Origin of the sequence: Cryobacterium arcticum (assembly GCF_001679725.1) — a bacterium.
Lineage (GTDB): Bacteria > Actinomycetota > Actinomycetes > Actinomycetales > Microbacteriaceae > Cryobacterium > Cryobacterium arcticum_A.
In genome coordinates this window covers 2,991,206-3,016,118 of record NZ_CP016282.1, presented here as the reverse complement: position 1 = coordinate 3,016,118, position 24,913 = coordinate 2,991,206, and the positions used below count along the sequence as shown (strand labels likewise).

Sequence of the window (24,913 nt, the reverse complement as noted above, 5' to 3'; positions counted from 1 at the left end):
CTCCGGACACCGCGTCCATGCCCATCCTCTCCCTGAGCAACGAACCCGAACCCGTACTGCTCTCGCTCGACGAGCGCACCCGCCGCTTCGACCGCGACGACGTCGTCGTACGAAAGGGCGAAATCGCCCTCATCAACGGGCACTTCACCCCGCACGAGTCCATGGTCATCGACCTGCTCGCCCTGAGCGCCGCCCTCGACGCCGCCGGCATCGAGTACCTGCTCGTGCGCGGCGACCACGACCGCCCGGTCATCGCGGTCAACCGCAAGCGACGCAAGCAGATCAGCAAGATCCTCGGCGCGGCGTTCGCCGACGCCCCCTTCTACATCAAGCCGCTCGACAACGACGAGGCCCGGGCCGGACTGCTCGCCGATGGCGCCCTCGCGCAACTGCGCAAGTCCGACGTCTTCCGCGCCTACCAGCCGCGCATCGAACCCATCGGGCGGCTCCGCTACGGCGCCGAGACCGCCTTCCAGCTCGAGCTCTGGACCTTCGGCGAAGACGAGATCATCGCCCCCGTGGAGAACGTCTTGATGCGGAAGCGCCTGCCCCGCTCCGAGGCGCGCGAGACCACCGTCGAGATGTTCGGCCGCAGCTGGCGCACCCTGCAGAACATGTTCGACGACCTCGTCAGCGACATCAGCTTCGACATCGACCTGGTCTTCTCCTGGGTCGACGGTTCGTCCACCGACTTCCAGAAGGCCCGCGCGGCACGCATGAAGGGCTACGTCGTCGGCTCCGGCGACGAGTCCGAGGCCCGGTTCCGCCAGATCGACGAACTCAAGTACGCCCTGCGCAGCGTCTACATGTTCGCGCCCTGGGTGCGCCGCATCTTCATCGCCACCGACTCGCCGGCCCCGGAGTGGCTCGTCGACCACCCCCGGGTGACGATCATGAACAGCGAAGACTTCTTCCCCGACACCAGCGTGCTGCCCACGCACAACTCGCACGCCGTCGAAAGCCAGCTGCACCACATCCCGGGCATCGCCGAACACTTCATCTACTCCAACGACGACATGTTCTTCGGCCGCCCGGTGGGCCCGGAGCTGTTCTACTCGCCCGGCGGCATCACCAAGTTCGTCGAAGCGGCCACCCGCATCGGACTCGGCGACAACGACCCGAGCCGCAGCGGCTTCGAGAACGCCGCCCGGGTCAACCGGGCGCTGCTGCGCGAACGGTTCGGCAAGGTCACCACCCGGCACCTGGAGCACACGCCCGCGCCGCTGCGCAAGAGCGTCATGTTCGAGCTGGAGGCCGAGTTCCCCGAGGACTTCCGGCGCACCATGGCCAGCCAGTTCCGCTCCGCCACCGACATCTCGGTGACGAACTCGCTGTACCACTACTACGCCCTGGCCACCGGCCGGGCGGTGGAGCAGACCCAGGCGCGCTCACTCTACGTGGAGACCACCCTCAAGCTGGCCCTACGCCAGATGAGCAAGCTGCTCAAGCGTCGCGACCAGGACATGTTCTGCCTCAACGACGGCAGCTTCCCCGAGATCTCCGACGAGGTGCGCACCGAGGCGGTCACCGACTTCCTCGAACGCTACTTCCCGATCGTGGCGCCGTGGGAGCGCGAAAGCGTCATCGCGGAAAGGCAGCACGGCGAGGACACCCTCATCGAGAGCGTCCTCGGCAGTGGCTCCGCCGCGTTGGCGGGCGACGTCAGCGCAGAACCGGGATCGGCCTGGTCATTGGCGGCTCGCGGTACGCGGGCAGAGACCCAGCAGGCATAATCTCGATACCGGATGCGGCCAGCCGGCGGGCGCTTTCGGCCGGGTCGATGTAGTCGAGCGCTTCGAAATCGCCCAGCGGCACCACCGAGTGCAGCACGGTGTCCGCGTAGACGTGCACGAGGTTGAACGCCCGGGCGCCGTCGCGGCCACGGGTGCCGCCGACGGGAACGTTGAGGTCCTGCGTGTAGCAGGTGGCCGAGGCCACCGACACGGGGATACCGGCGAACGTCGCGGTGGAGGAGTAGTGCAGGTGCCCGGCCAGGATGCTGCGCACATCCGTGCCGCGCAGCACCTGCGCGAGGCTGGCCTGGTCGCGCAGCTCCACCGACACCGACAGGTCGAGCATGCTCGGCACGGGCGGGTGGTGCATGGCGAGGATGGTTCCGTCCGGCGCGGGGAAGCTGAGCTGTTCGCTGAGCCACTCGAGCTGTCGCTCGGAGATCTCGCCGTAGTGGCTGCCCGGAACCGTGGTGTCGAAGGTGATGATGCGCAGCCCGCCGACGTAGTCGACGTGGTCGATCGGCGCGAGGCTGGGCTCCTGGCCGAGCAACTCGGTGCGGAAGTTCGCCCGGTTGTCGTGGTTGCCCATCACCCAGAGCACCTTGGCGCCGAGTCGTGCCGCCGCGGGCTCCACGATGCCGCGCAGTTGCGCGTAGGCATGGGGTTCGCCCTTGTCGGCCAGGTCGCCGGTGATGATGATGGCGTCCGGCTTGCTGCCCGACGCCTCCACATCCGCAAACAACCGTTGCACGTGTGCGGCACTGTCCACGCTGCCGTACAGACGGTTACCGTCTGCGAGCAGGTGCGTGTCACTGAGGTGGAGAAGGAAATAATCCGGCCTGGGGTATTCGGCCGTTCGAATGCTCACGGAGCTTCCATTCGTTTGGTACTTAGGCACTTTACGGGGATTGCGCTGCGGATGCTACAAATTCAGTCGATCAGAGAAATATGAACATAGCGTGTACAACACGCGAAAAGACAGGACCCGGAGGGAATTCCCTCCGGGTCCATGGGTCCACCGGGCGGATCCGGCGGCTTACTTCCCCAGGTGCTTCTCGCCTTCCTTCACTGTCAGGGTCGCCTGCTGGTCAGTGTTTTCGGTGCTCACCTCGATCTTGCGGGGCTTGGCGGCCTCGCTCACCGGGATGGTCACCGACAGCACGCCGTTGGCGTACTTCGCGCTGATGTTGTCGAGGTCGATGCCCTGCCCCAGGTTCAACTGGCGCAGGAACGACCCCGCGGTGCGCTCCCGGGTGAGCCACTTCACGTTGTCGTGGCTGGCCAGGGTGCGCTCGCCCCGGATGGTGAGCAGCTGCCCGTCCACATCGATGTCGACCGAGCCGGGATCGATGCCGGGCATGTCGGCATCCAGCACGTACACGTCACCGGACCGGTACAGGTCCATGGGCATCACCCGCGGGCCGCGCACATCCATCAGGGCACCGGCGACGCGATCCAGTTCGCGGAAGGGATCGTAATTCATGGCCATGTTCAACTCACTTTCCTCGTTACGTCGGCCCGGACCTGGTGGCCCGGCCGTGGGTTTCAAACTTGAGCCGAGTCGACTCAACTACAACTATTATTTGTCGCGACAGGACGCCTCGCAACCCGTGCACGTGCGCGCTCAGCGAAGTCTCAGCCGCGCCCGCGGGCACGGTAAACCACCGGATGCGCTCCGGGAGAATGCCACCGCCCAGCGGTCAGGGGTGGGTGAGGCCGGGCGTCGTGGACGGCAGCACCGGGGTCTCGCCCTCGCCGTGCTCGTACGGTTCGCCGTGCTCGTTGCTGGCGGTCTCTGCGCGCCGACGCTCCGACTCGAAGTCGCCTTCCAGCCCGGGGAAGCCGCCGCGGTCGCGGGGGTCATCGGGCTCCCGACGCCGCACGGCCGCGCCGTCGGCGCGCGCCTGCTTCGTCTTCTTACTGAACATGTTCCGACGCTACGCCGCCGGTATCCCCTGTCAAGGGGTGGCCGGCACGACGGCGCATTCACTACTTGTGCACCGCGCTTTCACGGTTCACCCATGCTCGCGTGGGACAGTAGAGGGTGTCTTCGCCCTCCCGCCTCACCCCTGCTCGTTACGTGAGCGCCGCCGTGCTCTGCGCCGTCGCATTCCTCGCGCTGTACCTGTTCTTCGTGCGTGACGAGACCGGGCAGGCCATCGACCAGCTGGCGTTCAACGGGGCCGAGAACGGCACGACGGGAACCACGGTCACCCTCAGTCTGCTCGACCTGATCCCCTCCGTCATGGTCGGCGTCGGTGCGATCGTGAGCCTCGCCATCGCCGCCGTGCGAAGGGCTTGGTTCCCGCTGCTCGTGGCCGTCGGCAGCGCCATGGCCGCGGTGATCACCACCCAGCTGCTTAAGAACATCGTCCTCACCCGGCCGGACCTCGGCGTGGAGGGCTACGTGTCCAACTCATTCCCGTCCGGGCATACGACGGTTGCGGCCGCCTCCGCGCTCGTGGTGTTCCTCGTGGCCAGCCCGCATACCCGGTGGCTGGCGGGCACCATCGGCGCGGCCTTCGCCGTGGCGGCGGGTGTCTCCACTCTGGTCAGCCTGTGGCACCGGCCCAGCGACGTGATCGCCGCCCTGCTCGTGGTGTCGTTCTGGGGATGCGTCGGCGGCGCCGTGCTCACCCGGGCCGGCGGCCGTCAACGCGCCGCTCGCACCCCCACCCCGGCGCGGGTGGGCCTGCGCCTGCAGACGTGGATCGCCGTGTTGGCGGCGATCGTCACCGCCGTGGCCGTGGGGATCGGCGCGACCGGCGCGTTCGGCACCTCAGCCGCTCCGGCGGCCTACCTCGGCGCGGTCACCGCCATCGTGGCCGTGGGATTCGCCCTGGCCATCACCGCGACCCGGCTGTTCGACCGGCTGCCGTAACGGCCGGACCGGACCCGGGCGGGCGCATCCGTTCGCGCCGCGCCGGGCCAGGGGGGTGTGCGCCCACGAAAGTGCGTGTAACACTGGGGCATGGCCGTCACGCTGAGAGCGCTCCAGACCGTTGTACCGCCCACCGTCCTTGTGCAGGAGCAGGTACGGGATATCTTCGCCGCCCAACCGGGCCTGAGCCGGTTGGCGCAGCGGTTGGTCACGGCCTCCTTCAACCTGTCGGGCATCGACACCCGGCATACCGTGATCGAGGAACTCACCCTCGATTCCACCGTGGCCGAGCCGCAGTTCTTCGACGCCGCCACCCAACGGCTGCTCGTGCCGGGCACCCGCGTGCGCAACGAGCTCTACATCGAGCAGGCCACGAAGCTCTTCGTGGAGGCCGGCCGCCGGGCCATCAACGCGTGCCCGGGCCTGGAGGCCTCCGACATCACCCACGTCGTGACCGTGTCCTGCACGGGCTTCTACGCCCCCGGCCCTGACTACATGCTCGTGCGCGAACTGGGCCTGGCGCCGTCGACGCAGCGTTACCACCTGGGTTTCATGGGCTGCTACGCGGCGATGCCGGCTCTGCGCACGGCCAAGCAGTTCGTGGAGGCCGACCCGAACGCCGTGGTGCTCGTGGTGAGCGCCGAGCTGTGCTCGCTGCACCTGCGCACCTCGAGCGACCCCGACACCATCGTGGCCTCGTCCCTCTTCTCGGATGGCGCGGCCGCCGGCATCGTGAGCAGCCGCCCGCCGGCCGCCGGCGAGAACGCCCTCAACCTCGACCACTTCGAAACCGTGATCACGCCAGTCGGCGAGGGCGATATGGCCTGGAAGATCGGCGACGAGGGGTTCGAGATGATCCTCAGCTCCTACGTGCCGCACATCATCGACGAGCACATCGAGTCGGCGCTCGCGCCGCTCTTCGGCCGCGACGAGTCGCTCACCCGGACCCTGGCGGCGGGAGTCCTCGCCGAGGCCGGCGCGGTCACGGCGCAGGCTCAGGACGACACGGCGGCGACCAGCTCCTCCGCCGAACCCGGCCAGGTGCTCACGGCCGCGGCGCCGGGTTCCCCGTTGAGTACCGCGATCGCGCACTGGGCGATCCATCCGGGCGGGCGCAGCATCCTCGACAAGACCGAGGCCAAACTCGGCCTCACCGAGACGCAGCTGGTGCCCTCGCGGGAAACCCTGCGCACCAACGGCAATATGTCCAGCGCCACCATCCTCTTCGTCATGAAGGCGATTCTCGAACAGGAGAACGCCGCCGACGGGGACAGGGTCTGCGCCATGGCGTTCGGACCGGGCTTGACCGTGGAGTCGAGCCTGATGACCGTGCTGCGCGGCTGACGCCGTGCGTTTCTCGTTGCGGGACCGTGCGGTGGATACCGTCGAGATCATGGACGATCCGGACTGCGACCCCGACATGCTCCGCCGCACCTACGCGAACTTCCGGTACGTCAACGCCGTCGTGTCCGGCCTCCGGCACACCTACCGACACGACATCCGACCGCTGCTCTCGGCCGAGGTGCCGCACACGCTGCTGGACATCGGCTCCGGCGGCGGCGACGTGGCCCGTTCGCTGGCCCGTTGGGCCGCGAGGGACGGCTTGCGGCTGGCCGTGACGGGCATCGACCCGGATGCCCGCGCGCACGATTACGCCACGAGCCAGCCGTCGCTGCCCGGGCTCACGTTCCGCCGGGCGCTGAGCAGCGACCTCGTGGCCGCGGGGGAACGGTTCGACATCGTGCTGTCCAACCACGTGCTGCACCACCTCAGCGCCGGCGAACTCGGCGGGCTGCTGGTCGACTCCGAACGGCTCAGCCGGGCCCTGGTGCTGCACGGCGACATCGAGCGGGCGCCGCTGGCGTACCTCGGCTTCGGGCTGGGCACCTGGCCGTTCTTCCGGCGCTCGTTCATCCGCGATGACGGGCTGACCTCCATCCGGCGCAGCTTCACCCGCGCGGAGCTGGCCGCGTCGGTGCCGCCCGGCTGGACCGTGCACCGGGAGGTGCCCTACCGGCTGATGCTGCGCTGGAGCGCGCCGCCGGTGACCCTGACCGCGGCGCGGCAGACGGGGCGGGCCCATGCGTGACGTGATCGTGGTGGGCGGCGGGCCCGTGGGCATCCTGTTGGGCTGCCTGCTGGCCGAACGCGGGGTGGACGTGGAGGTGCTCGAACGGCGCACCGAACCGTCGATGCACGCCAAGGCCATCGGTATCCATCCGCCGTCGATGCGGGTGCTGCGACAGGCCGGCGTGGCCGAGGAGGTGCTCTCCCGGGCGGTGCGCATCGAGTCCGGCAGCGTGCAGAGCGGCGGCCGCACCCTCGGCCGGCTGTCGTTCGCGCAGGTCACCGGCCGGTTCCCATTCGTGGTGACCCTGCCACAGCACGAGACAGAGGCCGTGCTGCGGGAGCGGTTCGCGGCGCTCAAACCCGGAGGGCTGCGCTCCGGCGTGGGTGTGGGCATGCTGCAGGACCGCGGCGACCACGTTGACGTGCTCGCCGAGCCCGGCGGAGCCGAGGCGGAGACCGACGACGGCGGGCAGGAGATCGTGGCGCAGGCCCGGTACGTGGTGGTCGCCGACGGCGCCCGCGGAGCCCTGCGCGACGCGGTGGGCATCGAGTCCCGTGCGCTGGGCGGCGCGGGCACCTACCTCATGGCCGACTACCCCGACATCGGCGAGCACGGCGACGAGGCGGTGCTGTTCTTCGAGGAGGGCGGCGTCGTCGAATCGTTCCCTCTGCCCGGCGGCCGGCGTCGTTGGGTGGCCGCGACGCCCACGCTGCGACCGCACGCGTCCATCGACGACCTGACCGCGCTCATCGAGCAGCGCACGGGCGTGCGCCTGCCGCCCTCGGAGTCCGTGCCCAGCTCGTTCTCGGTGCGGCAGCGGCTCGCGTCGACCATGGTGCACGGGCGGGTGCTCTTGGCCGGGGATGCGGCGCACGAGATCAGCCCGATCGGCGGGCAGGGCATGAACCTGGGCTGGCTCGACGCCGTGGCGCTCGCGCCGGCGCTCAAGCACGCCCTGGCCCAGCCCATCGAGGCGGCGGTGACGCTGGCCGGCTACGACCGGCGGCGGCGCCGCAGTGCCCGCATGGCCGTGCGGCAGGCCGGGTTCAACATGGCCATGGGCCGGCCGGTGAGCGGGCTGCGCCTGCGCGCGCGGAACGCCCTGGTACGCGCCCTGGCGCTGCCACCCCTGAACGCGCTGCTCTCCCGCGCGTTCACCATGCGCTGGCTCTAGCCGCTCTCTCCGTCACCCGTGAGGCGATCCGTCTCGCGGGTCGAGCGCGTCGAGACCTGGTGACCTGTTCTGCGGGTCGTGCCCCCGTCGTCGGTCGAGCTCGTCGAGACCTGGTGACCTGTTCTGCGGGTCGTGCCCCCGTCGTTGGTCGAGCTCGTCGAGACCCGGTGACCCGGTCTGGAGGCCGGTGGACACGCTCGTGGGGTCTCGACAGGCTCGACCAACGTGTGCTCGCGGGGTCTCGACAGGCTCGACCAACGTGTGCTCGCGGGGTCTCGACAGGCTCGACCAACGTGTGGTTGCGTGTCGAGACCTGGTGACCTTGTCTGCGGGTCGTGCCCCCGTCGTCGGTCGAGCTTGTCGAGACCTGGTGACCTTGTCTGCGGGTCGTGCCCCCGTCGTCGGTCGAGCTTGTCGAGACCCGGTGACCTGGTTTGCGGGTCGTGCCCCCGTCGTCGGTCGAGCTTGTCGAGACCTGGTGACCCGGCCTGGAGGTCCGTAGACACGCTCGCGGGGTCTCGACAGGCTCGACCGACGTATTGTCGCGGGGACTCGACAGGCTCGACCAGCGTGTGGTTGCGTGTCGAGGGCCGGGCCGCGGGTCTCGCCACATGCCGGGCGTGCAGTTGAATGGAGGGGTGACTGCACCCCTGATCGACCAGCTCCGCGCCGACCTCACTGCCGCCAACTTCTCGGTGACCGCTCTGACCGGGCTGTGGGGCACCGACGCCGATGCGGCGCTGCACCGCAACCAACGGGTGCCGGCTCTCCGGGCGCTCGCCCGCCTGCGCGGCAGCCTGGTCGTGCTCGAGCCCAACATCGTGCTCGCGCAGCTCTTCGTGCTCGGCCTGCCCGTGGAGCGAGACGAGCTGAACACCGCCCTGCCCACCCTCGGTGTGGCGGGAGCCGAAAGGCTCGGCCTCGTCAGCGCGCACCACGCGCACGGCGGTAGCGCCGAGAATCCCCCCGTGGACACCGGACCCCGGCAGGTGGAACCTCTGGTGGACCTGCGTCCGTACAGCTTCGTCGACGCGCACGGGGCCGGCAGCTGGTGGATCACCTCCGACCTGGGCGAACTGGCCCTCGGGCATCCGCTCGGCGAGAACCACGTGCTTGGCGTGGGCGGCGCCTCGCTCACCCTCAGCGCCCTGATGATCCCCGCCCCGGTCGACAGCGCGCTCGACCTGGGCACCGGATGCGGCATCCAGGCGCTGCACGCCTCCCGGCACGCCGCCCGCGTCGTGGCCACCGACATCTCCGAGCGGGCCCTCGAGCTCGCGGCCCTGAACGCCCGGTTGAACCAGGTCGAGAACATCGAGTTCCGGCTGGGCAGCCTGTTCGAACCCGTGGCCGGTGAGCGGTTCGACCACATCATCTCCAACCCGCCGTTCGTGATCACCCCGCGGGTGGAGGGCGTGCCCAGCTACGAGTACCGCGACGGCGGCCTCGTCGGCGACGCCCTCGTGGAGGCCGTGGTGCGCGGCGCGGCCGCCCACCTCACGCCCGGCGGCGTCGCCCAGCTGCTCGGCAACTGGGAGTACCACGACGACGCCGACGCCTTCGCCCGGCTGACCGGCTGGATCGACGCGCCATACCGCGAGGACGGCGCGGGCGACGTGGCATCCGCCCCGCTGGACGCCTGGATCATCGAACGTGAGGTGCAGGCGCCCACCGGGTACGCCGAAACCTGGATCCGCGACGGCGGCACCCGCCCGGAGACCGCCGATTTCGACAGGCTGTACGGCGCCTGGCTCGACGACTTCGAGGCCCGCGGGGTGCGCCAGGTGGGCTTCGGCTACATGCTGCTGCGTCGGCCGGCCACGGATGCGCCGGCGCGCCACTCCGGGCACGTGCGGCCCCGCCTGCTGCGCCTCGAACGCCTGCCGGAGGCCCTCGGCCACAACGCGGCCGGGATCGGCAGCCACCTCGCCGAGTGCCTGGCCGCCCACGACTGGCAGGCCGGTCTCGACGACGATTCGCTGTCGCGCAGCACCCTCACGGTGGGCGCGGACGTCACCGAGGAGCGGCACTTCTGGCCCGGCCAGGAGGATCCGACCCTGATGACGCTGCACCAGGGCGGCGGATTCGGCCGGTCCGTGCCGCTGGACACAGCCCAGGCCGCCCTGATCGGCGCCTGCGACGGCGAACTGCCGGTGGGCGCGATCATCGACGCCATCGCCCAGCTGCTCGACGCCGACGCCACGGCCCTCCGCGCCGAACTGCTGCCGCGCGTGCGGGCCCTGCTCGACGACGGCTTCCTCGAACCGCCCGCGGCCGGCTCCGGCGCCTGATCTGCCTGGGGCCGCGGGTGGACGCGCCGGGTCGCGGCCGAAGCCCGGCGGCCCCGGCCTGAGGTAGCGTGATGGGTACCACTTCGAGGGGCCGAGAGGAGTGCGTCAGCCGCCGGTGACGCGAGTGCAGCCATGGAACGACGGACCTTTCTGATCAGCTCCCTCACCGGGCTGTCGCTGCTCGCGCTCAGCGGATGCGTGCCGCCCAAGCCCACTCCCACCGGCCCGCCCAGCCCCACCGCCACGCCCGCACCGTCCCTCGTGCCGCAGCCGGCGGGGATGCTCCGCAGCTCCTGGTCCGAGGACCCGTTCGCCCGCGGTTCCTACAGCTTCGCCACAGTGTCGTCCACTCCCCAGCAGCGGGAGGACCTCGCCGAACCCGTTCTCGACCGGCTCTTCTTCGCCGGAGAGGCGGTCTCCGCCGACGCGCCGGGCACGGTGCAGGGTGCCAGGGATGCCGGCCAGCGCGCCGCCCGGCTGCTGCAGTCCGCCGCCGAGTCGGGGGAGCGGGTGGCCGTGATCGGCGCCGGCGCGGCCGGCCTTGCTGCCGCCCGGCAGCTCACCGACGCCGGATTCTCGGTGGTGGTGATCGAGGCGCGCGACCGGCTCGGCGGCCGCATCGACACCGTGACCGACGACGCCTGGCCCGTGCCCGTGGAGCTCGGCCCGTCGTTCATCGTGGGCGCAGACACGAGTTCCCTCGACGAGGAACTCACCGGCCTGGAGATCTCGCACGCCCCCTTCCCGCTCACGCCGGAGGCACGCACCGCGGCCGGCGCCGTGACCGAGGTGTCGACCGTCGGCGCCGACAGCGTCACGGCCGCGCTCACCTGGGCCGCCGCCCAGGCTCAGGACACCTCCCTGGCCAAGGCCCTCGTCGCCACCGGCTCGGCCACCCTCTCCCAGACGGATGGCGATGCGGGAATCTCCGACGCCGACTGGCTGGACTACCAGCTCGCCACGTCCACCACCCTGGAGTCCGGCGCCCCCGCCGACGAGATGTCCGGCTGGTACACCCCCACCCCGCAGGCCTCCGCCGCCGCGGACGTGCGCATCGTGCTCGGCGGCTACAGCGCCCTGCTCAAGGAGGACGCCACCGACCTCGACGTCATCTACTCCAGCGTGGTGACCCGGGTGGCGTACACCGACGCATCCGTGAGCCTGCGCCTGGGCACGGGGGAGTCACTCACCGTGGACCGCGCCATCGTGACCGTGCCGCTGGGCGTGCTGCAGCGCGACGTGATCGAATTCGACCCGGCGCTGCCGTTCGCGCACCGCGGGGCGATCGCCGCGCTGGGCATGGGCACCGTGGACAAGATCTGGCTGCGCTTCGACGAACCCTTCTGGGACACCGAGGCGGCCCTGTGGACCACCGTCGGCGACGACACCCTCGCTTTCCGGGTGTGGGTGAACATGATGCCGCTCACGAACGAGCCGGTTCTGGTCGGTTTTGTCAGCGGGGACCAAGCGCTGAAGCTGGCGAAGTCCGGCAACACCGAATTCACCGACGCCGCGTTGCGCAGCCTCGAACCTTTTGCGGCACTCCCGACGGACAGTGCCACACCCAGCCCTGCGGTCTGATCGGGCGTTATGCCGGAGGCGACCGGAACATGGGTTCCGTTGCTGAAAACCTAACCGAGCAAAACTCACAATAGGCGTGTAAGCTCACCGAAACGTCTAGTCGGTGAAGGGGCCGTCCGTCCAGGGACGCCCCGCGGGGATGATCCAGTCGTTTCCCGATCACACGCGCCGACGGAGTGCGGTCGGGTCAGTTCAGTGCTGCCGTTCCGTCAGGTTCGGCACAGCGAACACAGTGTCCTCCGCCGTCGGCCGTCGGGTGTGGTCGCGATCCCGACGTCCCCTAGCTCCGCGGCCAGTGCCTCTCCTGATTGACCGTGTGAACCATGTATATCCTGACGAATCTTGATGCGATGTCGTTACTCGACTTCGACACCAATCTGCCCTGCGAGGGCAGCCACCACCATCGCAGCCTGAGCGGACACTCCGCTGCCGAGCCGGGCGCCTTCATGGTGATCTCGCCGTGCTGCGGCCCCAAGGTGATCCAGTGCTCGCCCCGGGTGTCGGCCATGCAGGCCTCCGGCGTGCTCTACTGCGGCACCTGCGAAACCGAACACCTCACCAGCCAGTACACCTTCGTTCCCGTCGAGGCGTAGCGGCGGATGCCGGCCGGCCGGCGGCGCATCCGTGTGCTGCGCCGCCACAGCCGGGGTCTACCGCACGGGCGGACGCACCGGGCCGCCGGGCTCGCCAGTCGGGCCTAGTTGGGCACGGATGAACTGCGGTCACCGCGCGAGCGGGGACGCCAGCTGAGCCTCGACGTGGCCACAAGCACCGAGGCGATGCCGAGGAACAGGGCCACCGCGATCAGGCAGTAGAGCACCGTCTCGAGCGGGCCGCTGACCTGGGCCGGGTCGAGAAAGAAGTACGGGTACCAGCCCACGAAGGATCCGCGCACGAGCGTGAAGATGCCCCAGGCGAAGGGGTACGGCAGGATCCAGCGCAGGAAGCGCCAGGACAGCCGGGCCTTTCCGGTGTCCGTCAGCCAGTCCAGCAGCGCGAGCGTGGGGATGTAGAAGTGCAGCACCTGGCTGGGCCAGGGCACCTCGATCGTGTAGTCCCGTGACGACGACTGGATGACGATGGTGAGAAAGACGATGCCCGACACGATGATGTAGGTCGTGACGAGGGCCCGGAAGATGTCGAGCCACTGCGGATCCTTCTCGTGCCGGAACGCGACGACGGCGCCGAGAATGAACGCGACGACCGCGGCGATGGCGCTCTGCACCGTGAAGTAGGTGAACACGTTGTACGCGGCGAAGGTCGGAAACAGCAGCACGTATTCGTAGTTGCCGACCAGTCCGACGATGCCGGCGATGGCCAGCATCAGCCGCCCGTAGCCGTACCCGGCGCGGAGCGTCAGGCGTCGGCGCGCGGGCAACGGCTTGCGCGCCGTCGGTTCCGCCCGGGTGTCGGGGGAGTGGCGCACCGTTGGTCCCGTCCGGCCGGGACCGGATGCCTGCGCGCCCATGCTCCCACGCTACGCCAGAGAGTCGGTCGCCCGCGGCCACCGGCCCGACAGTCGCGGTCTACCCGTCGTTCAGTCGCGCTCCACGCGCCGTTCAGACGTCCCGGGCCGCCGGTCAGATGCGGATGCTGAAGCTCGCCTCGCCGTGCTCGGTCAGGTCGGTCACCTGCACCGATTCCACGCTCGCCGAGCGCGGTCCCTGGTGCAGCCAGGTCAGCATCCGCTCGACGGCTTCGTCGTCGCCCTCGATCTCGGTCTCCACGGCTCCGTCGGACCGGTTGCGCACGTACCCGCCCAGGCCGAGCGAACTGGCCTGCGCCTCGGTGTAGTACCGGAAGCCCACGCCCTGCACCATCCCGTTCACGATCACCCGCTTGCGACTCACGGCACCATTCTGCGCGTCCGCGCCTGCCCCGACAACCCCGCGTGCCTCGTGCGCCGGGTGCACTTGTCCGTTGCGGGAACAGTCGTGCCGGGACGCAGTGAGGGTTGTAGCGTCGAGCCATGACCTCTTACGTGTGGGCCCGGGCCGATTCGGCGGATGCGCCGGTCGCGGTGCTGCTGCCCGGGGTGAACTACTCGGTTCAGGCGCCTCTTCTCTACTGGTGCGCCACCATCCTCGCGGAGCGAGGCTGGCACGTGCAGGCCGTGGAGTGGACGGTGGACGACGAGGCGCGCGCGCATCCGTTGCCGTTCGTCGAGCGGGCGGTGGCTGACGCGTTCGACTCCTGCCCTCCGAGCTCGCGCCGGCTGATCGTGGCGAAGTCCTTCGGCACCTACGCGCTGCCGTGGGCCCGACGCGCGGGAATCGCCGGCGTGTGGCTGACGCCACTGTTGAGCGAAGAGCCTGTGTGCCTGGCCGTGCGAGAAGCCACGACCGCCGACCTGGCGATCGGCGGTGAGCTGGATGCGTTCTGGCGGCCGGACAACGTCGCCGGTACGGAAGCGCAACTACTGTCGGTGCCCGGGGCTGGGCATGGGCTGACGCGTCAGGGGGACTGGCAGGGCTCGCTCGAGCTGCAGAGTAGCGTTCTGAAGCGGATCGAGTCGCACCTCGACGGGACCTAAGGTGCAGCCTCCTGCGAGTCGCACCCAGCACGTTGGTTGAGCCTGTCGAAACCTGGTGACGTGCGTCGACGAGTCGGCTCGCGGGGTCTCGACGGGCTCGACCGGCGTGTGGTGGCGTTACCGGGTGTGGCTGGCGGCGGTCGTGTGGGATGCGGCCAGTGCGTTGGTTGAGCTTGTCGAAACCTGGTGACGTGCGTCGACGAGTCGGCTCGCGGGGTCTCGACGGGCTCGACCGGCGTGTGGTGGCGTTACCGGGTGTGGCTGGCGGCGGTCGTGTGGGATGCGGCCAGTGCGTTGGTTGAGCTTGTCGAAACCTGGTGACGTGCGTCGACGAGTCGGCTCGCGGGGTCTCGACAGGCTCGACCGACGATCGGGCGCCGACGGGCTCGACCGGGCTCGACCGATGTTTGAGCCCGGGCCCTGCCACCTGCGCGGTCAGGCGGAGTCGCGCCAGACGATCTCGGTGTCGAGCAGGATGCCGCCGAGCTCGGGGGCCTCGCCGCGGAGCTGGCTGAGCACCGATTCGGCCGCACGCTGGCCGAGGCCGTTGGCGGGCTGACGCACCGTAGAGAGCAGGGGCTGGCAGCGCAGCGCCCAGGCGCTGTCGTCGAAGCCCACGATGCCCACGTCGCCCGGCACGCTGCGGCCGGCCTCGCGCAGGGCGTTGAGGGCACCGGCGGCGATGACGTCCGAGGCCGCGAACACCCCGTCGATCAGCGGGTCCTTGGCCAGCAGGGCACGCATGCCGTCGCGGCCGTCGGTGTAGGTGTACAGCGGCACCGGGGCCACCAGGTCGGGGTCGAACCGGTCGCCCAGCGCATCCGTGAACCCGGCCAGTCGGTCGGAGCCGGAGTCACGGTCGAGGGCGGCGGCGATCATGCCGATGCGGCTGCGGCCGGTGCCGATCAGGCGCTCGGTGATGGCCCGGGCGGCGGCCCGGTTGTTGATTCCCACGTACGGCAGGTCGCGCAGGTCCTGCGGATGCCCGACGAAGGCCGCGGGCAGGTCCAGGCGTTCGATAACGCGTGTGATCGGGTCTTGTTCTCGCGCGGAGACCACGACGACACCGTCGACGAAGCCGCCGCTGAGGTAGCGCGCCACCCGTTCGGTGTCGCGGTCGGACTCGATCACCAGGCTGACCATCTGGTAGTCCGCCCGGGAGAGCGCGCTGTTGGCGCCGAGCAGGATCTCGCCGATGTTGGGGTCTTCGAGGAACAGGGAATGCGGCTCGTGCACGATCAGGCCCACGGCCTGTGAACGCTGCATGACGAGGTTGCGGGCGGCGGTATTCGGCACGTAGCCGACCTTCTCGATGGCCGCCTCGATCGCGATGCGCGCCTCGGCCGACACGTAGGGTTCGTTGTTCACGACCCGGCTCACGGTGCCGCGGGAGACCCCCGCCTCCGCGGCGACATCGTGGATCGTCGCGCGCTTGCGCCGGCCCGGAATTGTCACCATTCGATAACTGTACCGGGCGTCCGGCTTGACATCGATGCCGCGCTGTACTTACTCTGTGTACGTTCACAGACACTCAACGAGGAGTCATTTGCTCCCCGACCTGTGCACGTTCACAGAACGTCAGACCGAGGATGGCCCGTCAGGGCCGGCCGCCGGGCCGGCACCGCACACCCCGTCCAAGCAGGAGCACATGAACACCCCAGTAGCCACCCCGGTCGTGACGCCCCAGGTCACCCGGACGACCCCGTTCGTGCAGAACGGCATCGCCTACGGCTGCGACTACAACCCCGAGCAGTGGGGTCCGGAGGTCTGGGCCGAGGACGTGCTGCTTATGCAGCAGGCCGGCGTCGACCTGGTGGCGATCAACATCTTCGGCTGGTCCAACCTCGAGCCCGCGCCCGGCGTGTACGACTTCACCCTGCTCGACACCATCGTCGACCTGCTGCACGCGCACGGCATCCGGGTGAACCTCGGCACCGGCACCTCGTCGCCGCCGCCGTGGCTGACCACGCTGCACCCCGAGATCCTGCCCGAGACCGAAGACGGCACCACCCGCTACTCCGGCGGCCGCCAGGCCTGGTGCCCCAGCTCGCCGGTCTTCCGCGAGCACGCCCTGCGCCTGGTGGAGAAGGTCGCCGAGCGTTACGGCGCCCACCCGGCCGTGGCCCTCTGGCACGTCTCCAACGAACTCGGCTGCCACAACGCGCTCTGCTACGACGACGACACCGCCGCCGCGTTCCGCCGTTGGCTCGAGCAGAAGTACGGCAGCATCGCCGCGCTCAACACCGCCTGGGGCACGAGCTTCTGGAGCCAGCGCTACAGCGCCTGGGCCGAAGTGCACACCCCCCGGCTCACCCTCTCCAGCCGCAACCCTGGCCAGGTGCTCGACTTCCACCGGTTCAGCTCCGACGAGCTGCTCGGCTACTACCGCGCCGAAGAGGCCGTCATCCGCCGGCACAGCGAGGTGCCGGTCACCACGAACTTCATGGTCACCGCGCACATCAAGAACCTCGACTACTGGTCCTGGGCATCCGCCGTGGACGTCGTCGCGAACGACCACTACCTCGACCACCGCCTCGCGGACCCCACCACCGAACTGGCCTTCGCCGCCGACCTCACCCGCGGGCTCGCCGACGGCGACGGCTGGCTGCTCATGGAGCAGGCCACCAGCGCGGTCAACTGGCAGCCGCTGAACGTCGCCAAGACCCCGGGGGAGATGACCCGCAACTCGCTCTCCCACGTGGCCCGCGGCGCCGACGGCATCTGCTACTTCCAGTGGCGCGCCTCGCAGCAGGGCTCGGAGAAGTTCCACTCCGCCCTGGTGCCGCACGCCGGCACCGACACCGTGCTCTGGCGTGAGGTGGTCGAACTGGGCGCCACCCTCGACAAGCTCGACGAGGTGATCGGCACCCGTGTCGTGGCGGATGCCGCGATCCTGTTCAGCTGGGAAGCCTGGTGGGCCGGCGACAACGAGTCCCGCCCGTCCCAGTCGGTGAAGTACCTCGAGCAGGTGCACGCCGCCTACACCGCGCTGCACCGGCTCGGCGTCACGGTCGACATCGTCTCCCCGGATGCCGACCTCAGCGCCTACAACCTCGTGGTGGTGCCCGCGCTGTACCTGGTCACCGACCAGCAGGCCGAGAACCTCGCCGGGTTCGTCGCCGCGGGGGGCCACGCCCTGGTGACGTTCTACAGCGGCATCGTCGACGAAGACGACCGGGTGCGCCTCGGCGGCTACCCCGGCGCGTTCCGCGACCTGCTCGGCATCACCGTGGAGGAGTTCTCCCCGCTGGCCCCCGGCCACCCCGTGCTTCTGGACGGCGGCCTTGCCGGGCTGTCGGACACCGCCACCGGCACCCTGTGGAGCGAACGGCTGCGGCTGACCGGCGCCGAGGCCCTGGCCAGCTACGCCGCCGGGCCCCTCGCCGGCGTCCCCGCCGTCACCCGCAACGCGCACGGGGCCGGTGCCGCCTGGTACCTGGCCACCGCGCCCGACGCCGACGGCTACCGCGACCTGCTGCGCACCATCGCCGGGCAGGCCCGCGTCACCGCGGTCGGCCCGGAGGGCGACGGCCTCGTGGAGGTCATCCGTCGCGCCGCAGCCGACCGCTCGTACCGCTTCATCATCAACCACGGCGACACCGACGTGGAGGTGAGCGCGGCGGGGGTCGAGCTCGTCACCGGCGCCGACGTCTCCCGCACCCTGCGCGTACCGGCCGGAGCCGTGCGCGTTCTCAGAGAGGACACCGCATCATGAGCGCACCAGCCCTTCCGGCCGCGGATGCCCGGAGCGCGGCACCCCGCAGCCCGGCACCGAAGCCCCGCAAGATCAAGGTGGCGCACCCGAAGGCGATCGCTGTCTTCATCGTGCCGTTCGCCGTCTTGTTCACGCTGTTCTACCTGATCCCGATCGGGTACGCGATCTACCAGTCGCTGCTCGTGGTGGAGCGCGACGGCACCTTCGGCAAGGCCACCCAGGTCTTCGGCGGCCTGTCGCAGTACATCGCCGTGTTCCAGAACGGCCCGTTCTGGGAGTCCATCGGCCGGGTGCTCGCCTTCGGCGTGGTGCAGGTGCCGGTGATGCTCGGCCTGGCGCTGCTCTTTGCACTGCTGCTGGATTCCCCGCTGCTCCGCGGCAAGCGTTTCTTCCGGCTCGCGTTCTTCGTGCCCTACGCCGTTCCGGGCGTCATCGCCGCGATCATGTGGGGCTTCCTGTACTCGCCCAACCTGTCGCCGTTCACGGCGCTGACCAGCAACATCAGCTTCCTCTCCGCGGACCTGGTGCTCTGGGCCATCGCGAACGTCGTCACCTGGGTCTACGTGGGCTACAACATGCTCATCATCTACTCGGCCCTGCTGGCCATCCCCACCGAGATCTACGAGGCCGCCCGCCTCGACGGTGCCGGGCAGCTGCGCATCGCCTGGTCGATCAAGATCCCGCTGATCATGCCCGCGATCGTGCTCACCGGCATCTTCTCCATCATCGGCACCCTGCAGCTGCTCGCCGAGCCGCAGGTGTTCCGCACCTTCAGCTCCGCCGTGACGAGCACCTTCACCCCGAACCTGATGGTCTACTCCACCTCCTCGATCCCCAACGTGAGTCTCGCCGCCGCCTTCAGCGTGGTGCTGGCCCTGGCCACCTTCGTGCTCTCGTTCTCGTTCCTCAAGTTCACCCAGCGGAAGGAAGGCAAATGAGCGCCCTCACCGAGTCTCCGGCCGTCTCCCGGGCGTCCAAGCGCGCCAGGAACGCCGCCAACCCCGCCCCGAAGGGACCCAAGGAGAGCCCGCTCTCCCGCATCGGCGCGATGACCGTGATGCTCGTCTTCACGCTCTACTTCCTCATCCCGATCTGGTGGCTGTTCATCGCCGGCACCAAGTCGAGCAGCCAGTTCACCAGCACCAACCCGCTCTGGTTCGCCGACTTCAACCTGTTCGCCAACATCGGCAACTTGGTCGCCTACCGTGACGGCGTCTTCCTCAAGTGGATGCTCAACAGCGCCCTCTACGCCGGCGCCGGCGCCCTGCTGGCCACCCTGTTCGCCGGCATGGCCGGCTACGCCCTGGCGAAGTACCGCTTCCCGGGCCGGGAACTGCTCTTCAACATCGTGCTCGGCGGGGTGCTCGTGCCCGCCACCGCGCTGGCGCTGCCGCTGTTCCTGATCTTCAGCCAGGTCAGCCTGACCAACACGTTCTGGGCGGTGTTCCTGCCCAGCCTGGTCAGCCCGTTCGGCGTGTACCTCACCCGCATCTTCGCCGCGGCGAGCGTGCCGGACGAACTCATCGAAGCCGCCCGCCTCGACGGCGCCGGTGAGGTGCGCACCTTCTTCACCGTGTCGGTGAAGCTGATGTTCCCCGCTCTGGTCACGGTGTTCCTCTTCCAGTTCGTGGCCATCTGGAACAACTTCTTCCTGCCGCTGATCATGCTGCGCGACGAGACCCTGTTCCCCGTCACCCTGGGCCTCTACGCCTGGAACTCGCAGGTCAACCAGATCCCCGAGCTGCGCGGCTACGTGCTCATCGGCGCCCTGCTGTCGATCATCCCGCTGATCATCCTGTTCCTGCTGCTGCAGCGCTTCTGGCGCAACGGCCTCGGCGCCGGCAGCGTCAAGTAACCTCTCGACTTTTCGACCGTACGACCAGCCTTACCCGCACCATCCGCACAACCTTGCACCACTCCTTTTCAGCGAAACCCCAACAAAGGAAAACAATGCGAATCACGAAAAGAGCGGCCACTGTTGCCCTGCTCACCGCTGCGACGGTCGCCCTCACCGGCTGCTCCACCGCCGCATCGACCGGCGGCAGCGCCGATGCTGCCGACTGTGCTCCCTCCGATGGCAAGGTCAACCTGACCTTCACGTCGTGGATCCCCGGCATCGAAGACGTCGTCGACGTCTGGAACAAGGCCAATCCCGACATCCAGGTGGCTGTGCAGACCGGCCCGAACGGCAACGGCGGCACCTACGCCAACTTCTTCAACCAGCTCGAAGCCGGCAACGCGCCCGACCTCGGCCAGATCGAGTACGACGCACTGCCCAACTTCCGCGTGCAGGACGGCCTGATGAACCTGGCCTCCTGCGAGGGCGTCATGGACGCCAAGGCCGACTTCGTCGACTGGACCTGGGGCCAGGTCAGCTTCAACGAGGACGACTCCGTCTACGCGATCCCGCAGGACTCCGGCCCCATGGCCATGTTCTACCGCGCCGACCTCTTCGCCGCGAATAACATCGCGATCCCCACCACCTGGGCCGAGTTCGCCACGGCGGCCGAGCAGGTACGCGCTACGGGCTCGTACATCACCAACTTCTCGCAGAGTGACATCAACCAGTTCGCCGGACTCGTCTGGCAGGCCGGCGGCACTTGGTTCGGCAACGACGGCACCGACTGGAACGTCGACCTGACCGGCGACGAGTCCATCAAGGTCGCCGACTACTGGCAGGACCTGATCGACCGGGACCTCGTCTCGACCCAGCCGCCGTGGACCACCGAGTGGGACAACGCCTACAACACCGGCGCAGCGTGGACCTGGAACTCCGCAGCCTGGGGTGCGAACTCCATCGCCAGCGGCGCGCCCGACACCGCGGGCAAGTGGGCCGTCGCGGCCTCCCCGCAGTGGGAAGCCGGCGATGAGGCCAGCGGCAACTGGGGTGGCTCGTCCACCGCAGTGTTCACCGGCTCCAAGCACCCGTACGAAGCCGCCCAGTTCGCCCTGTGGCTGAACAGCTCCAGCGAGTCGCTCACCATGCTCAACGAGTCGGCCAACCTGTACCCGGCCGCCAAGGACGGACTCGACCTGCCCGTTCTCAAGGAAGGCGTGGAGTTCTACGGCGACCAGCCGATCTACGACGTCTTCGCGAAGGCATCCGGCGAGGTCTCCAGCGACTTCGTCTGGGGTCCGACCATGACCCAGACGTACAACGACGTCTCGGACGGCTTCAAGGCCGCAGTGAGCGGCAACGGCACCCTCGCCGAGGCCCTCACCACCGGTCAGAGCGCTACCATCAAGGCCCTGCAGGCGCAGTCCATTCCCGTCAAGGAGTAGACATCGCTTGATCGCCTGAGTTACCCGTACCGCCCGGCGCGTTTCGCACCGGGCGGTACGGTCGTGTGGGTCACTGGGTCTCGACAGGCTCGACCACCGACACCTCCCCGTCATCCGCCCAGCAAGAAAGCCGCACCATGATCTCCCACCTCCGCGCCTCCGGCAGCAGCCTCGTTCTCGACGCCACCGGGCCGGGTGCGCCGGTGATCGTGCACTGGGGCGCCGACCTCGGCGAGCTGACCGACCCCGAACTGCTGACCCTGGCCGCGGCGAGCGTGCCGCCCGTGGGCCCCAGCTCGATCGACTCGCCGCTCAGGCTCTCCCTGCTGCCGACCCTGCACGAGGGCTGGAGCGGACGCCCCGGCCTCGGCGGGTTCCGGCCCGGGGCAGGGCACACCGACCCGGCCCTCGAGCTCGTCGACGTGCGGGCGCGGGGCGCGAACGCGGTGACCGTCGAGATGGCGGATGCGGCCGCATCCGTGAGCGTCGCCACCGAACTCGAACTGACCGTGCAGGGTGTGCTGCGCCTGCGGCACACGCTGACGAACACCGGCGACAGCGGCTTCGAGCTCGCCGGCCTCGAGGCCATCCTTCCGGTGCCCGACCGCGCGGGGGAGATCCTCGACTTCACCGGACTGTGGAGCCACGAACGCCGCCCGCAGCGCAGCACCCTCGGCCAGGGCGTCTGGAGCCGGGAGTTCCGGCACGGCCGGCCCGGCCACGACGACTCCTACCTCACCGTGGCCGGCACGCCCGGTTTCGGGTTCCGGCAAGGTGAGGTGTGGGCCGTGCACCTGGCCTGGAGCGGCGACAAGCGGGTCTGGGCCGAACGCAGCGCACTCGGTTACGCCGTGCTCGGCGCCGGCGAATTGCTCGCGCCCGGCGAACTCAGCCTCGCCGCCGGCGAGAGCTACACCAGCCCGTGGACCGTGGCGGTCTACTCCGACGCCGGCCTCGACGGGCTCAGTGCACGCCTGCACCCGTGGATCCGCTCCTGGTCCACCGTGCGCGGGCCGCGGCCGGTGCTGCTGAACACCTGGGAGGCTGTGTACTTCGACCACGACCTGGAGACGCTCGGCCGGCTCGTCGACGCCGCCGCCCGGGTGGGTGTGGAGCGTTTCGTGCTCGACGACGGCTGGTTCTCCGGCCGCACCGACGACCAGCGCGCGCTCGGCGACTGGTTCGTGGACGCCGCCAAATGGCCCGAGGGCCTGCACCCGCTGGTGCGACGCGTCACCGAGGCCGGCCTCGACTTTGGTCTGTGGGTGGAACCCGAGATGGTCAACCCCGACTCCGACCTGGCTCGCGCGCACCCGGACTGGCTGCTCGGCTCGGCCGCCGCCCCCACCTGGCGCGGCCAGAGGGTGCTCGACCTCGGCAACCCCGATGCGTTCGCCTGGCTGCTCGAACGCCTCACGGCCCTCCTGGCGGAATACCCGATCAGCTACCTCAAATGGGACCACAACCGGGACCTGCTGGGCGGCTCCGCGCACCGGCAGACCGCCGCGTTGTACCGGCTCATCGACGCCGTGCGCGCCGCGCAGCCGGGCCTGGAGATCGAGTCCTGTGCCTCCGGCGGCGGCCGCATCGACCTGGGGATCCTCGAGCGGGTGGACCGGGTCTGGACCAGCGACACCAACGATCCGCTGGAGCGCCAGCAGATCCAGCGGTACACGAGCGTGCTCGTGCCGCCGGAGTACCTCGGCGGCCACCTCGGCGCCGCGACAGCGCACACCACCGGCCGCACCTCCGCGCTGGGGTTCCGGCTGGCCACGGCCCTATTCGGCAGCGCCGGCATCGAGTGGGACCTCACCCAGGCCAGCCCGGCGGAGCTCGACCAGATCGCCGCGTGGATCGCCGTGTACAAGGAGCGCCGCGCCCTGCTGCACGGCGGGGTCGTGGTGCACACCGACGGGTCCGATCCGGCGATCGAATTGCACGGGGTCGTCGCGGCGGATGCGTCCTCCGCGGTGTTCGCGCAGGTCGCGCTGGCCGCACCCCAGGCAGCGCTGCCCGCGCCGATCCGGTTCGCCGGGCTCGACCCCGAGCGGCGCTACCGGGTGCAGGCGTTGCTCGTGGGTCCGGCGCCGCACGCTTTGCAGACCGTGCCACCGGCCTGGTTGGCCGAGGGCGCGCCCGAGCTGGTGCTCACGGGCGCCGTACTCTCCCGGGTGGGCCTGCCGGCCCCGCTGCTCACTCCGGAGCAGGCCGCCCTGTTCACCCTCGACGTGGTCTGACCCGACCCGCCCACATCCGCGAAAGCGGTCGTCTGGCTGCTTCGTGGCGCTGAGGTGACCACACGCCCGCTTTCGCGAGGTGGTGGGAGCTCTCGCGGCGCTAACGTAAGGGACATGACCGACGCCCGCCCCGCCCCGTCGTCGCGCCGTGCCGCGGGGGTGCTCGTCACCGGGGCCTCCGGCACCATCGGTCGGGCCGTCGTCGACGCTCTCGTCGAGGCCGGGGAGCCCGTGGTCGCCGGGATGCGCGACCCACGCGCCTGGATCGCCGACGGCGCCCGGCGCGCGAGTGGCATCTCTGCCGGGGGAGCCTCCCGCACGTCAGGCGGTGCCGCCGCCGGCAGCGGATTCGGCGGCAGCGGCGCCAGCGGCGTCGGCGGCCGAGCCGGTGGCGGGCGCCCCGAGAGCTCCGGCCCGGGCCGGCCCCTCGGCAAACCGTCCCGGGCGCCCAACCAGAAACCCCTGCAGAACCCCACCCGCAAGCCCGGCACCACGGTCGGGCCGGCCGCAACGGCGGCGAACGGCCGGCCGGGGGCGCTGCCCGCGGCCGGGCATCCGGGTCAGACCGTCGCATCCGCTCTGCCAGCCGGGGCCCAGGCGGCAACGGTGCGGGCGTTCGACTTCGCCGACCGGGGCACCTGGGCGAGCGCATTGGCCGGGGTGGACCGGGTCTTCCTGGTGCTCCCGCCGACCGTCGGCGAGGTGGGCCGCACCCTGATCCCCTTCATCGACACGGCCATGGAGAGCGGAGTGCGACAGATCGTGTTCCTGTCGCAGCAGGGCGTGCCGTTGCAGGCCCGGTCGCCGCAGCACGACGTGGAGCGCTACCTCAAACGCACCCGCACTCCCTACACGGTGCTGCGGCCCAACGTGGTGTTGCAGAGCCTGAGCAGCACCTACCGGGACGACATCCGCCGGCGCCGTGAGATCGCCCTGCCGGCCGCCGCCGCCCACGTGGCGTTCGTCGATGCGCGGGACGTGGCCCGCGTCGCCGCCCGGGTGCTCGGCGAGTCCGGCCACCTGCGCAAGAGCTACGCGCTCTCCGGCGAGCAGGCGCTGGGGTACACGCAAGTCGCGGAGCTGCTCGGCGAGGTGCTGGACCGGCCGATCCGCTACACGCCCACGACCGACGCCGACTTCGAGCAGCGGCTGGCCGGGCTCGGCGCCTCGCCCACCGAGATTGCCCGGCAGGCTTCACTTTTCCGGTCGGTGCGGCTGCGCGCGCTGCGGCTGCCGAACCGCAGCATCCGCCGGCTGACCGGCCGGCCGGCCACCACCGTGCGCCGCTTCATCGAGGACCACCGCGACTCCTGGCTGTAGCTCTCCCCGAATGCGGGGGACCCGAATTGGGGGAGATTGGATGCCCGTCCGGGGGCCCCCCGATTGGTACGGTCATCACTGGGTCACTGACCCGG

The 24,913-nt window shown here is 70.0% G+C and carries 21 protein-coding genes; 15 read left to right on the top strand and 6 right to left on the bottom strand.

All coding sequences use genetic code 11. From position 1 onward, the window contains the following. Positions 1-17 precede the first annotated feature (17 nt). The gene (locus PA27867_RS13605) at positions 18-1,733 is read left to right on the top strand and encodes a stealth family protein (RefSeq protein ID WP_084021428.1); all 1,716 of its coding nucleotides are present in this window, start codon (positions 18-20) and stop codon (positions 1,731-1,733) included. Here PA27867_RS13605 and PA27867_RS13600 read toward each other — a convergent pair. From PA27867_RS13600 to PA27867_RS13590, 3 genes are all read right to left on the bottom strand, one after another. Continuing rightward, the gene (locus tag PA27867_RS13600; protein WP_066597190.1) at positions 1,663-2,601 is read right to left on the bottom strand and encodes a phosphodiesterase; all 939 of its coding nucleotides are present in this window, start codon (positions 2,599-2,601) and stop codon (positions 1,663-1,665) included. The two genes, PA27867_RS13605 and PA27867_RS13600, sit on opposite strands and share 71 nt — an antisense overlap. Positions 2,602-2,769: 168 nt before the next feature. Next, on the bottom strand, positions 2,770-3,222 hold the full coding sequence (locus PA27867_RS13595) for an Hsp20/alpha crystallin family protein (protein WP_066599948.1): 453 nt from the start codon (positions 3,220-3,222) through the stop codon (positions 2,770-2,772). A 211-nt stretch (positions 3,223-3,433) separates the two neighbouring features. Beyond that, positions 3,434-3,661, bottom strand: coding sequence for a hypothetical protein (locus PA27867_RS13590; protein WP_066597188.1), 228 nt, complete (start codon positions 3,659-3,661; stop codon positions 3,434-3,436). A gap of 116 nt (positions 3,662-3,777) precedes the next feature. On the opposite strand from PA27867_RS13590, the gene PA27867_RS13585 reads away from it, so the two are divergent. The 7 genes from PA27867_RS13585 (at position 3,778) to PA27867_RS13555 (ending at position 12,324) form a co-directional block, all read left to right on the top strand. Next, a complete protein-coding gene (locus tag PA27867_RS13585; protein WP_157109235.1) occupies positions 3,778-4,614 on the top strand; it encodes a phosphatase PAP2 family protein in 837 nt (278 codons plus the stop codon). Between the two features lie 90 nt (positions 4,615-4,704). Continuing rightward, positions 4,705-5,958 (top strand): type III polyketide synthase, encoded by a 1,254-nt coding sequence (locus PA27867_RS13580; RefSeq protein WP_066597185.1) that lies wholly within the window; start codon positions 4,705-4,707, stop codon positions 5,956-5,958. A 49-nt stretch (positions 5,959-6,007) separates the two neighbouring features. Continuing rightward, positions 6,008-6,703 carry a methyltransferase domain-containing protein gene (locus tag PA27867_RS13575; RefSeq protein ID WP_066599946.1) on the top strand — a complete coding sequence of 232 codons (696 nt, stop codon included), beginning with the start codon at positions 6,008-6,010 and terminating at the stop codon, positions 6,701-6,703. Beyond that, complete coding sequence (locus tag PA27867_RS13570) at positions 6,696-7,859, top strand: FAD-dependent oxidoreductase (protein ID WP_066597183.1); 1,164 nt, start codon at positions 6,696-6,698, stop codon at positions 7,857-7,859. Before PA27867_RS13575 ends, PA27867_RS13570 begins: the two co-directional genes overlap by 8 nt. Positions 7,860-8,470: 611 nt before the next feature. Beyond that, positions 8,471-10,150 (top strand): DUF7059 domain-containing protein, encoded by a 1,680-nt coding sequence (locus PA27867_RS13565; RefSeq protein WP_066597181.1) that lies wholly within the window; start codon positions 8,471-8,473, stop codon positions 10,148-10,150. A 132-nt stretch (positions 10,151-10,282) separates the two neighbouring features. Continuing rightward, complete coding sequence (locus tag PA27867_RS13560; RefSeq protein WP_066597180.1) at positions 10,283-11,731, top strand: flavin monoamine oxidase family protein; 1,449 nt, start codon at positions 10,283-10,285, stop codon at positions 11,729-11,731. Positions 11,732-12,054: 323 nt separating this feature from the next. After that, positions 12,055-12,324, top strand: a complete 270-nt coding sequence (locus tag PA27867_RS13555; protein ID WP_157109234.1) for a hypothetical protein — start codon at positions 12,055-12,057, stop codon at positions 12,322-12,324. Between the two features lie 104 nt (positions 12,325-12,428). On the opposite strand, the gene PA27867_RS13550 is transcribed toward PA27867_RS13555, so the two are convergent. Further along, positions 12,429-13,199, bottom strand: a complete 771-nt coding sequence (locus PA27867_RS13550) for a Pr6Pr family membrane protein (protein WP_157109233.1) — start codon at positions 13,197-13,199, stop codon at positions 12,429-12,431. Positions 13,200-13,311: 112 nt separating this feature from the next. Next, positions 13,312-13,581, bottom strand: a complete 270-nt coding sequence (locus PA27867_RS13545; protein WP_084021150.1) for an acylphosphatase — start codon at positions 13,579-13,581, stop codon at positions 13,312-13,314. A gap of 119 nt (positions 13,582-13,700) precedes the next feature. Here PA27867_RS13545 and PA27867_RS13540 point away from each other — a divergent pair, with 119 nt between their 5' ends. Further along, positions 13,701-14,264 carry an alpha/beta hydrolase gene (locus PA27867_RS13540; protein WP_066597175.1) on the top strand — a complete coding sequence of 188 codons (564 nt, stop codon included), beginning with the start codon at positions 13,701-13,703 and terminating at the stop codon, positions 14,262-14,264. A 435-nt stretch (positions 14,265-14,699) separates the two neighbouring features. On the opposite strand, the gene PA27867_RS13535 is transcribed toward PA27867_RS13540, so the two are convergent. Beyond that, positions 14,700-15,722 (bottom strand): LacI family DNA-binding transcriptional regulator, encoded by a 1,023-nt coding sequence (locus PA27867_RS13535; RefSeq protein ID WP_066597172.1) that lies wholly within the window; start codon positions 15,720-15,722, stop codon positions 14,700-14,702. Between the two features lie 190 nt (positions 15,723-15,912). Between PA27867_RS13535 and PA27867_RS13530 the strand changes: the two genes are divergently transcribed. The 6 genes from PA27867_RS13530 to PA27867_RS13505 all read left to right on the top strand — a co-directional run bounded on the left by PA27867_RS13530 (position 15,913) and on the right by PA27867_RS13505 (position 24,818). Beyond that, positions 15,913-17,979, top strand: coding sequence for a beta-galactosidase (locus PA27867_RS13530; protein ID WP_084021148.1), 2,067 nt, complete (start codon positions 15,913-15,915; stop codon positions 17,977-17,979). After that, the gene (locus PA27867_RS13525) at positions 17,976-18,917 is read left to right on the top strand and encodes a carbohydrate ABC transporter permease (RefSeq protein ID WP_066597170.1); all 942 of its coding nucleotides are present in this window, start codon (positions 17,976-17,978) and stop codon (positions 18,915-18,917) included. Before PA27867_RS13530 ends, PA27867_RS13525 begins: the two co-directional genes overlap by 4 nt. Further along, positions 18,914-19,834: a carbohydrate ABC transporter permease gene (locus tag PA27867_RS13520; protein WP_084021146.1), complete on the top strand. Its 921-nt coding sequence runs from the start codon at positions 18,914-18,916 to the stop codon at positions 19,832-19,834. Before PA27867_RS13525 ends, PA27867_RS13520 begins: the two co-directional genes overlap by 4 nt. 95 nt (positions 19,835-19,929) lie before the next feature. Next, a complete protein-coding gene (locus tag PA27867_RS13515) occupies positions 19,930-21,261 on the top strand; it encodes an ABC transporter substrate-binding protein (protein ID WP_066597168.1) in 1,332 nt (443 codons plus the stop codon). A 137-nt stretch (positions 21,262-21,398) separates the two neighbouring features. After that, a complete protein-coding gene (locus tag PA27867_RS13510; protein ID WP_066597166.1) occupies positions 21,399-23,498 on the top strand; it encodes an alpha-galactosidase in 2,100 nt (699 codons plus the stop codon). Between the two features lie 114 nt (positions 23,499-23,612). Next, a complete protein-coding gene (locus tag PA27867_RS13505; protein WP_066597165.1) occupies positions 23,613-24,818 on the top strand; it encodes an NmrA family NAD(P)-binding protein in 1,206 nt (401 codons plus the stop codon). The last annotated feature ends 95 nt before the right edge of the window (positions 24,819-24,913 follow it).

Coding starts and splice junctions, on each gene's coding strand:
- PA27867_RS13605 (WP_084021428.1), top strand. CDS start 18: ATGCCCATCCTCTCCCTGAGCAACGAACCCGAACCCGTACTGCTCTCG.
- PA27867_RS13595 (WP_066599948.1), bottom strand. CDS start 3,222: ATGGCCATGAATTACGATCCCTTCCGCGAACTGGATCGCGTCGCCGGT.
- PA27867_RS13590 (WP_066597188.1), bottom strand. CDS start 3,661: ATGTTCAGTAAGAAGACGAAGCAGGCGCGCGCCGACGGCGCGGCCGTG.
- PA27867_RS13580 (WP_066597185.1), top strand. CDS start 4,705: ATGGCCGTCACGCTGAGAGCGCTCCAGACCGTTGTACCGCCCACCGTC.
- PA27867_RS13575 (WP_066599946.1), top strand. CDS start 6,008: ATGGACGATCCGGACTGCGACCCCGACATGCTCCGCCGCACCTACGCG.
- PA27867_RS13570 (WP_066597183.1), top strand. CDS start 6,696: ATGCGTGACGTGATCGTGGTGGGCGGCGGGCCCGTGGGCATCCTGTTG.
- PA27867_RS13565 (WP_066597181.1), top strand. CDS start 8,471: ATGCCGGGCGTGCAGTTGAATGGAGGGGTGACTGCACCCCTGATCGAC.
- PA27867_RS13560 (WP_066597180.1), top strand. CDS start 10,283: ATGGAACGACGGACCTTTCTGATCAGCTCCCTCACCGGGCTGTCGCTG.
- PA27867_RS13555 (WP_157109234.1), top strand. CDS start 12,055: ATGTATATCCTGACGAATCTTGATGCGATGTCGTTACTCGACTTCGAC.
- PA27867_RS13550 (WP_157109233.1), bottom strand. CDS start 13,199: ATGGGCGCGCAGGCATCCGGTCCCGGCCGGACGGGACCAACGGTGCGC.
- PA27867_RS13540 (WP_066597175.1), top strand. CDS start 13,701: ATGACCTCTTACGTGTGGGCCCGGGCCGATTCGGCGGATGCGCCGGTC.
- PA27867_RS13535 (WP_066597172.1), bottom strand. CDS start 15,722: ATGGTGACAATTCCGGGCCGGCGCAAGCGCGCGACGATCCACGATGTC.
- PA27867_RS13530 (WP_084021148.1), top strand. CDS start 15,913: ATGAACACCCCAGTAGCCACCCCGGTCGTGACGCCCCAGGTCACCCGG.
- PA27867_RS13525 (WP_066597170.1), top strand. CDS start 17,976: ATGAGCGCACCAGCCCTTCCGGCCGCGGATGCCCGGAGCGCGGCACCC.
- PA27867_RS13520 (WP_084021146.1), top strand. CDS start 18,914: ATGAGCGCCCTCACCGAGTCTCCGGCCGTCTCCCGGGCGTCCAAGCGC.
- PA27867_RS13515 (WP_066597168.1), top strand. CDS start 19,930: ATGCGAATCACGAAAAGAGCGGCCACTGTTGCCCTGCTCACCGCTGCG.
- PA27867_RS13510 (WP_066597166.1), top strand. CDS start 21,399: ATGATCTCCCACCTCCGCGCCTCCGGCAGCAGCCTCGTTCTCGACGCC.
- PA27867_RS13505 (WP_066597165.1), top strand. CDS start 23,613: ATGACCGACGCCCGCCCCGCCCCGTCGTCGCGCCGTGCCGCGGGGGTG.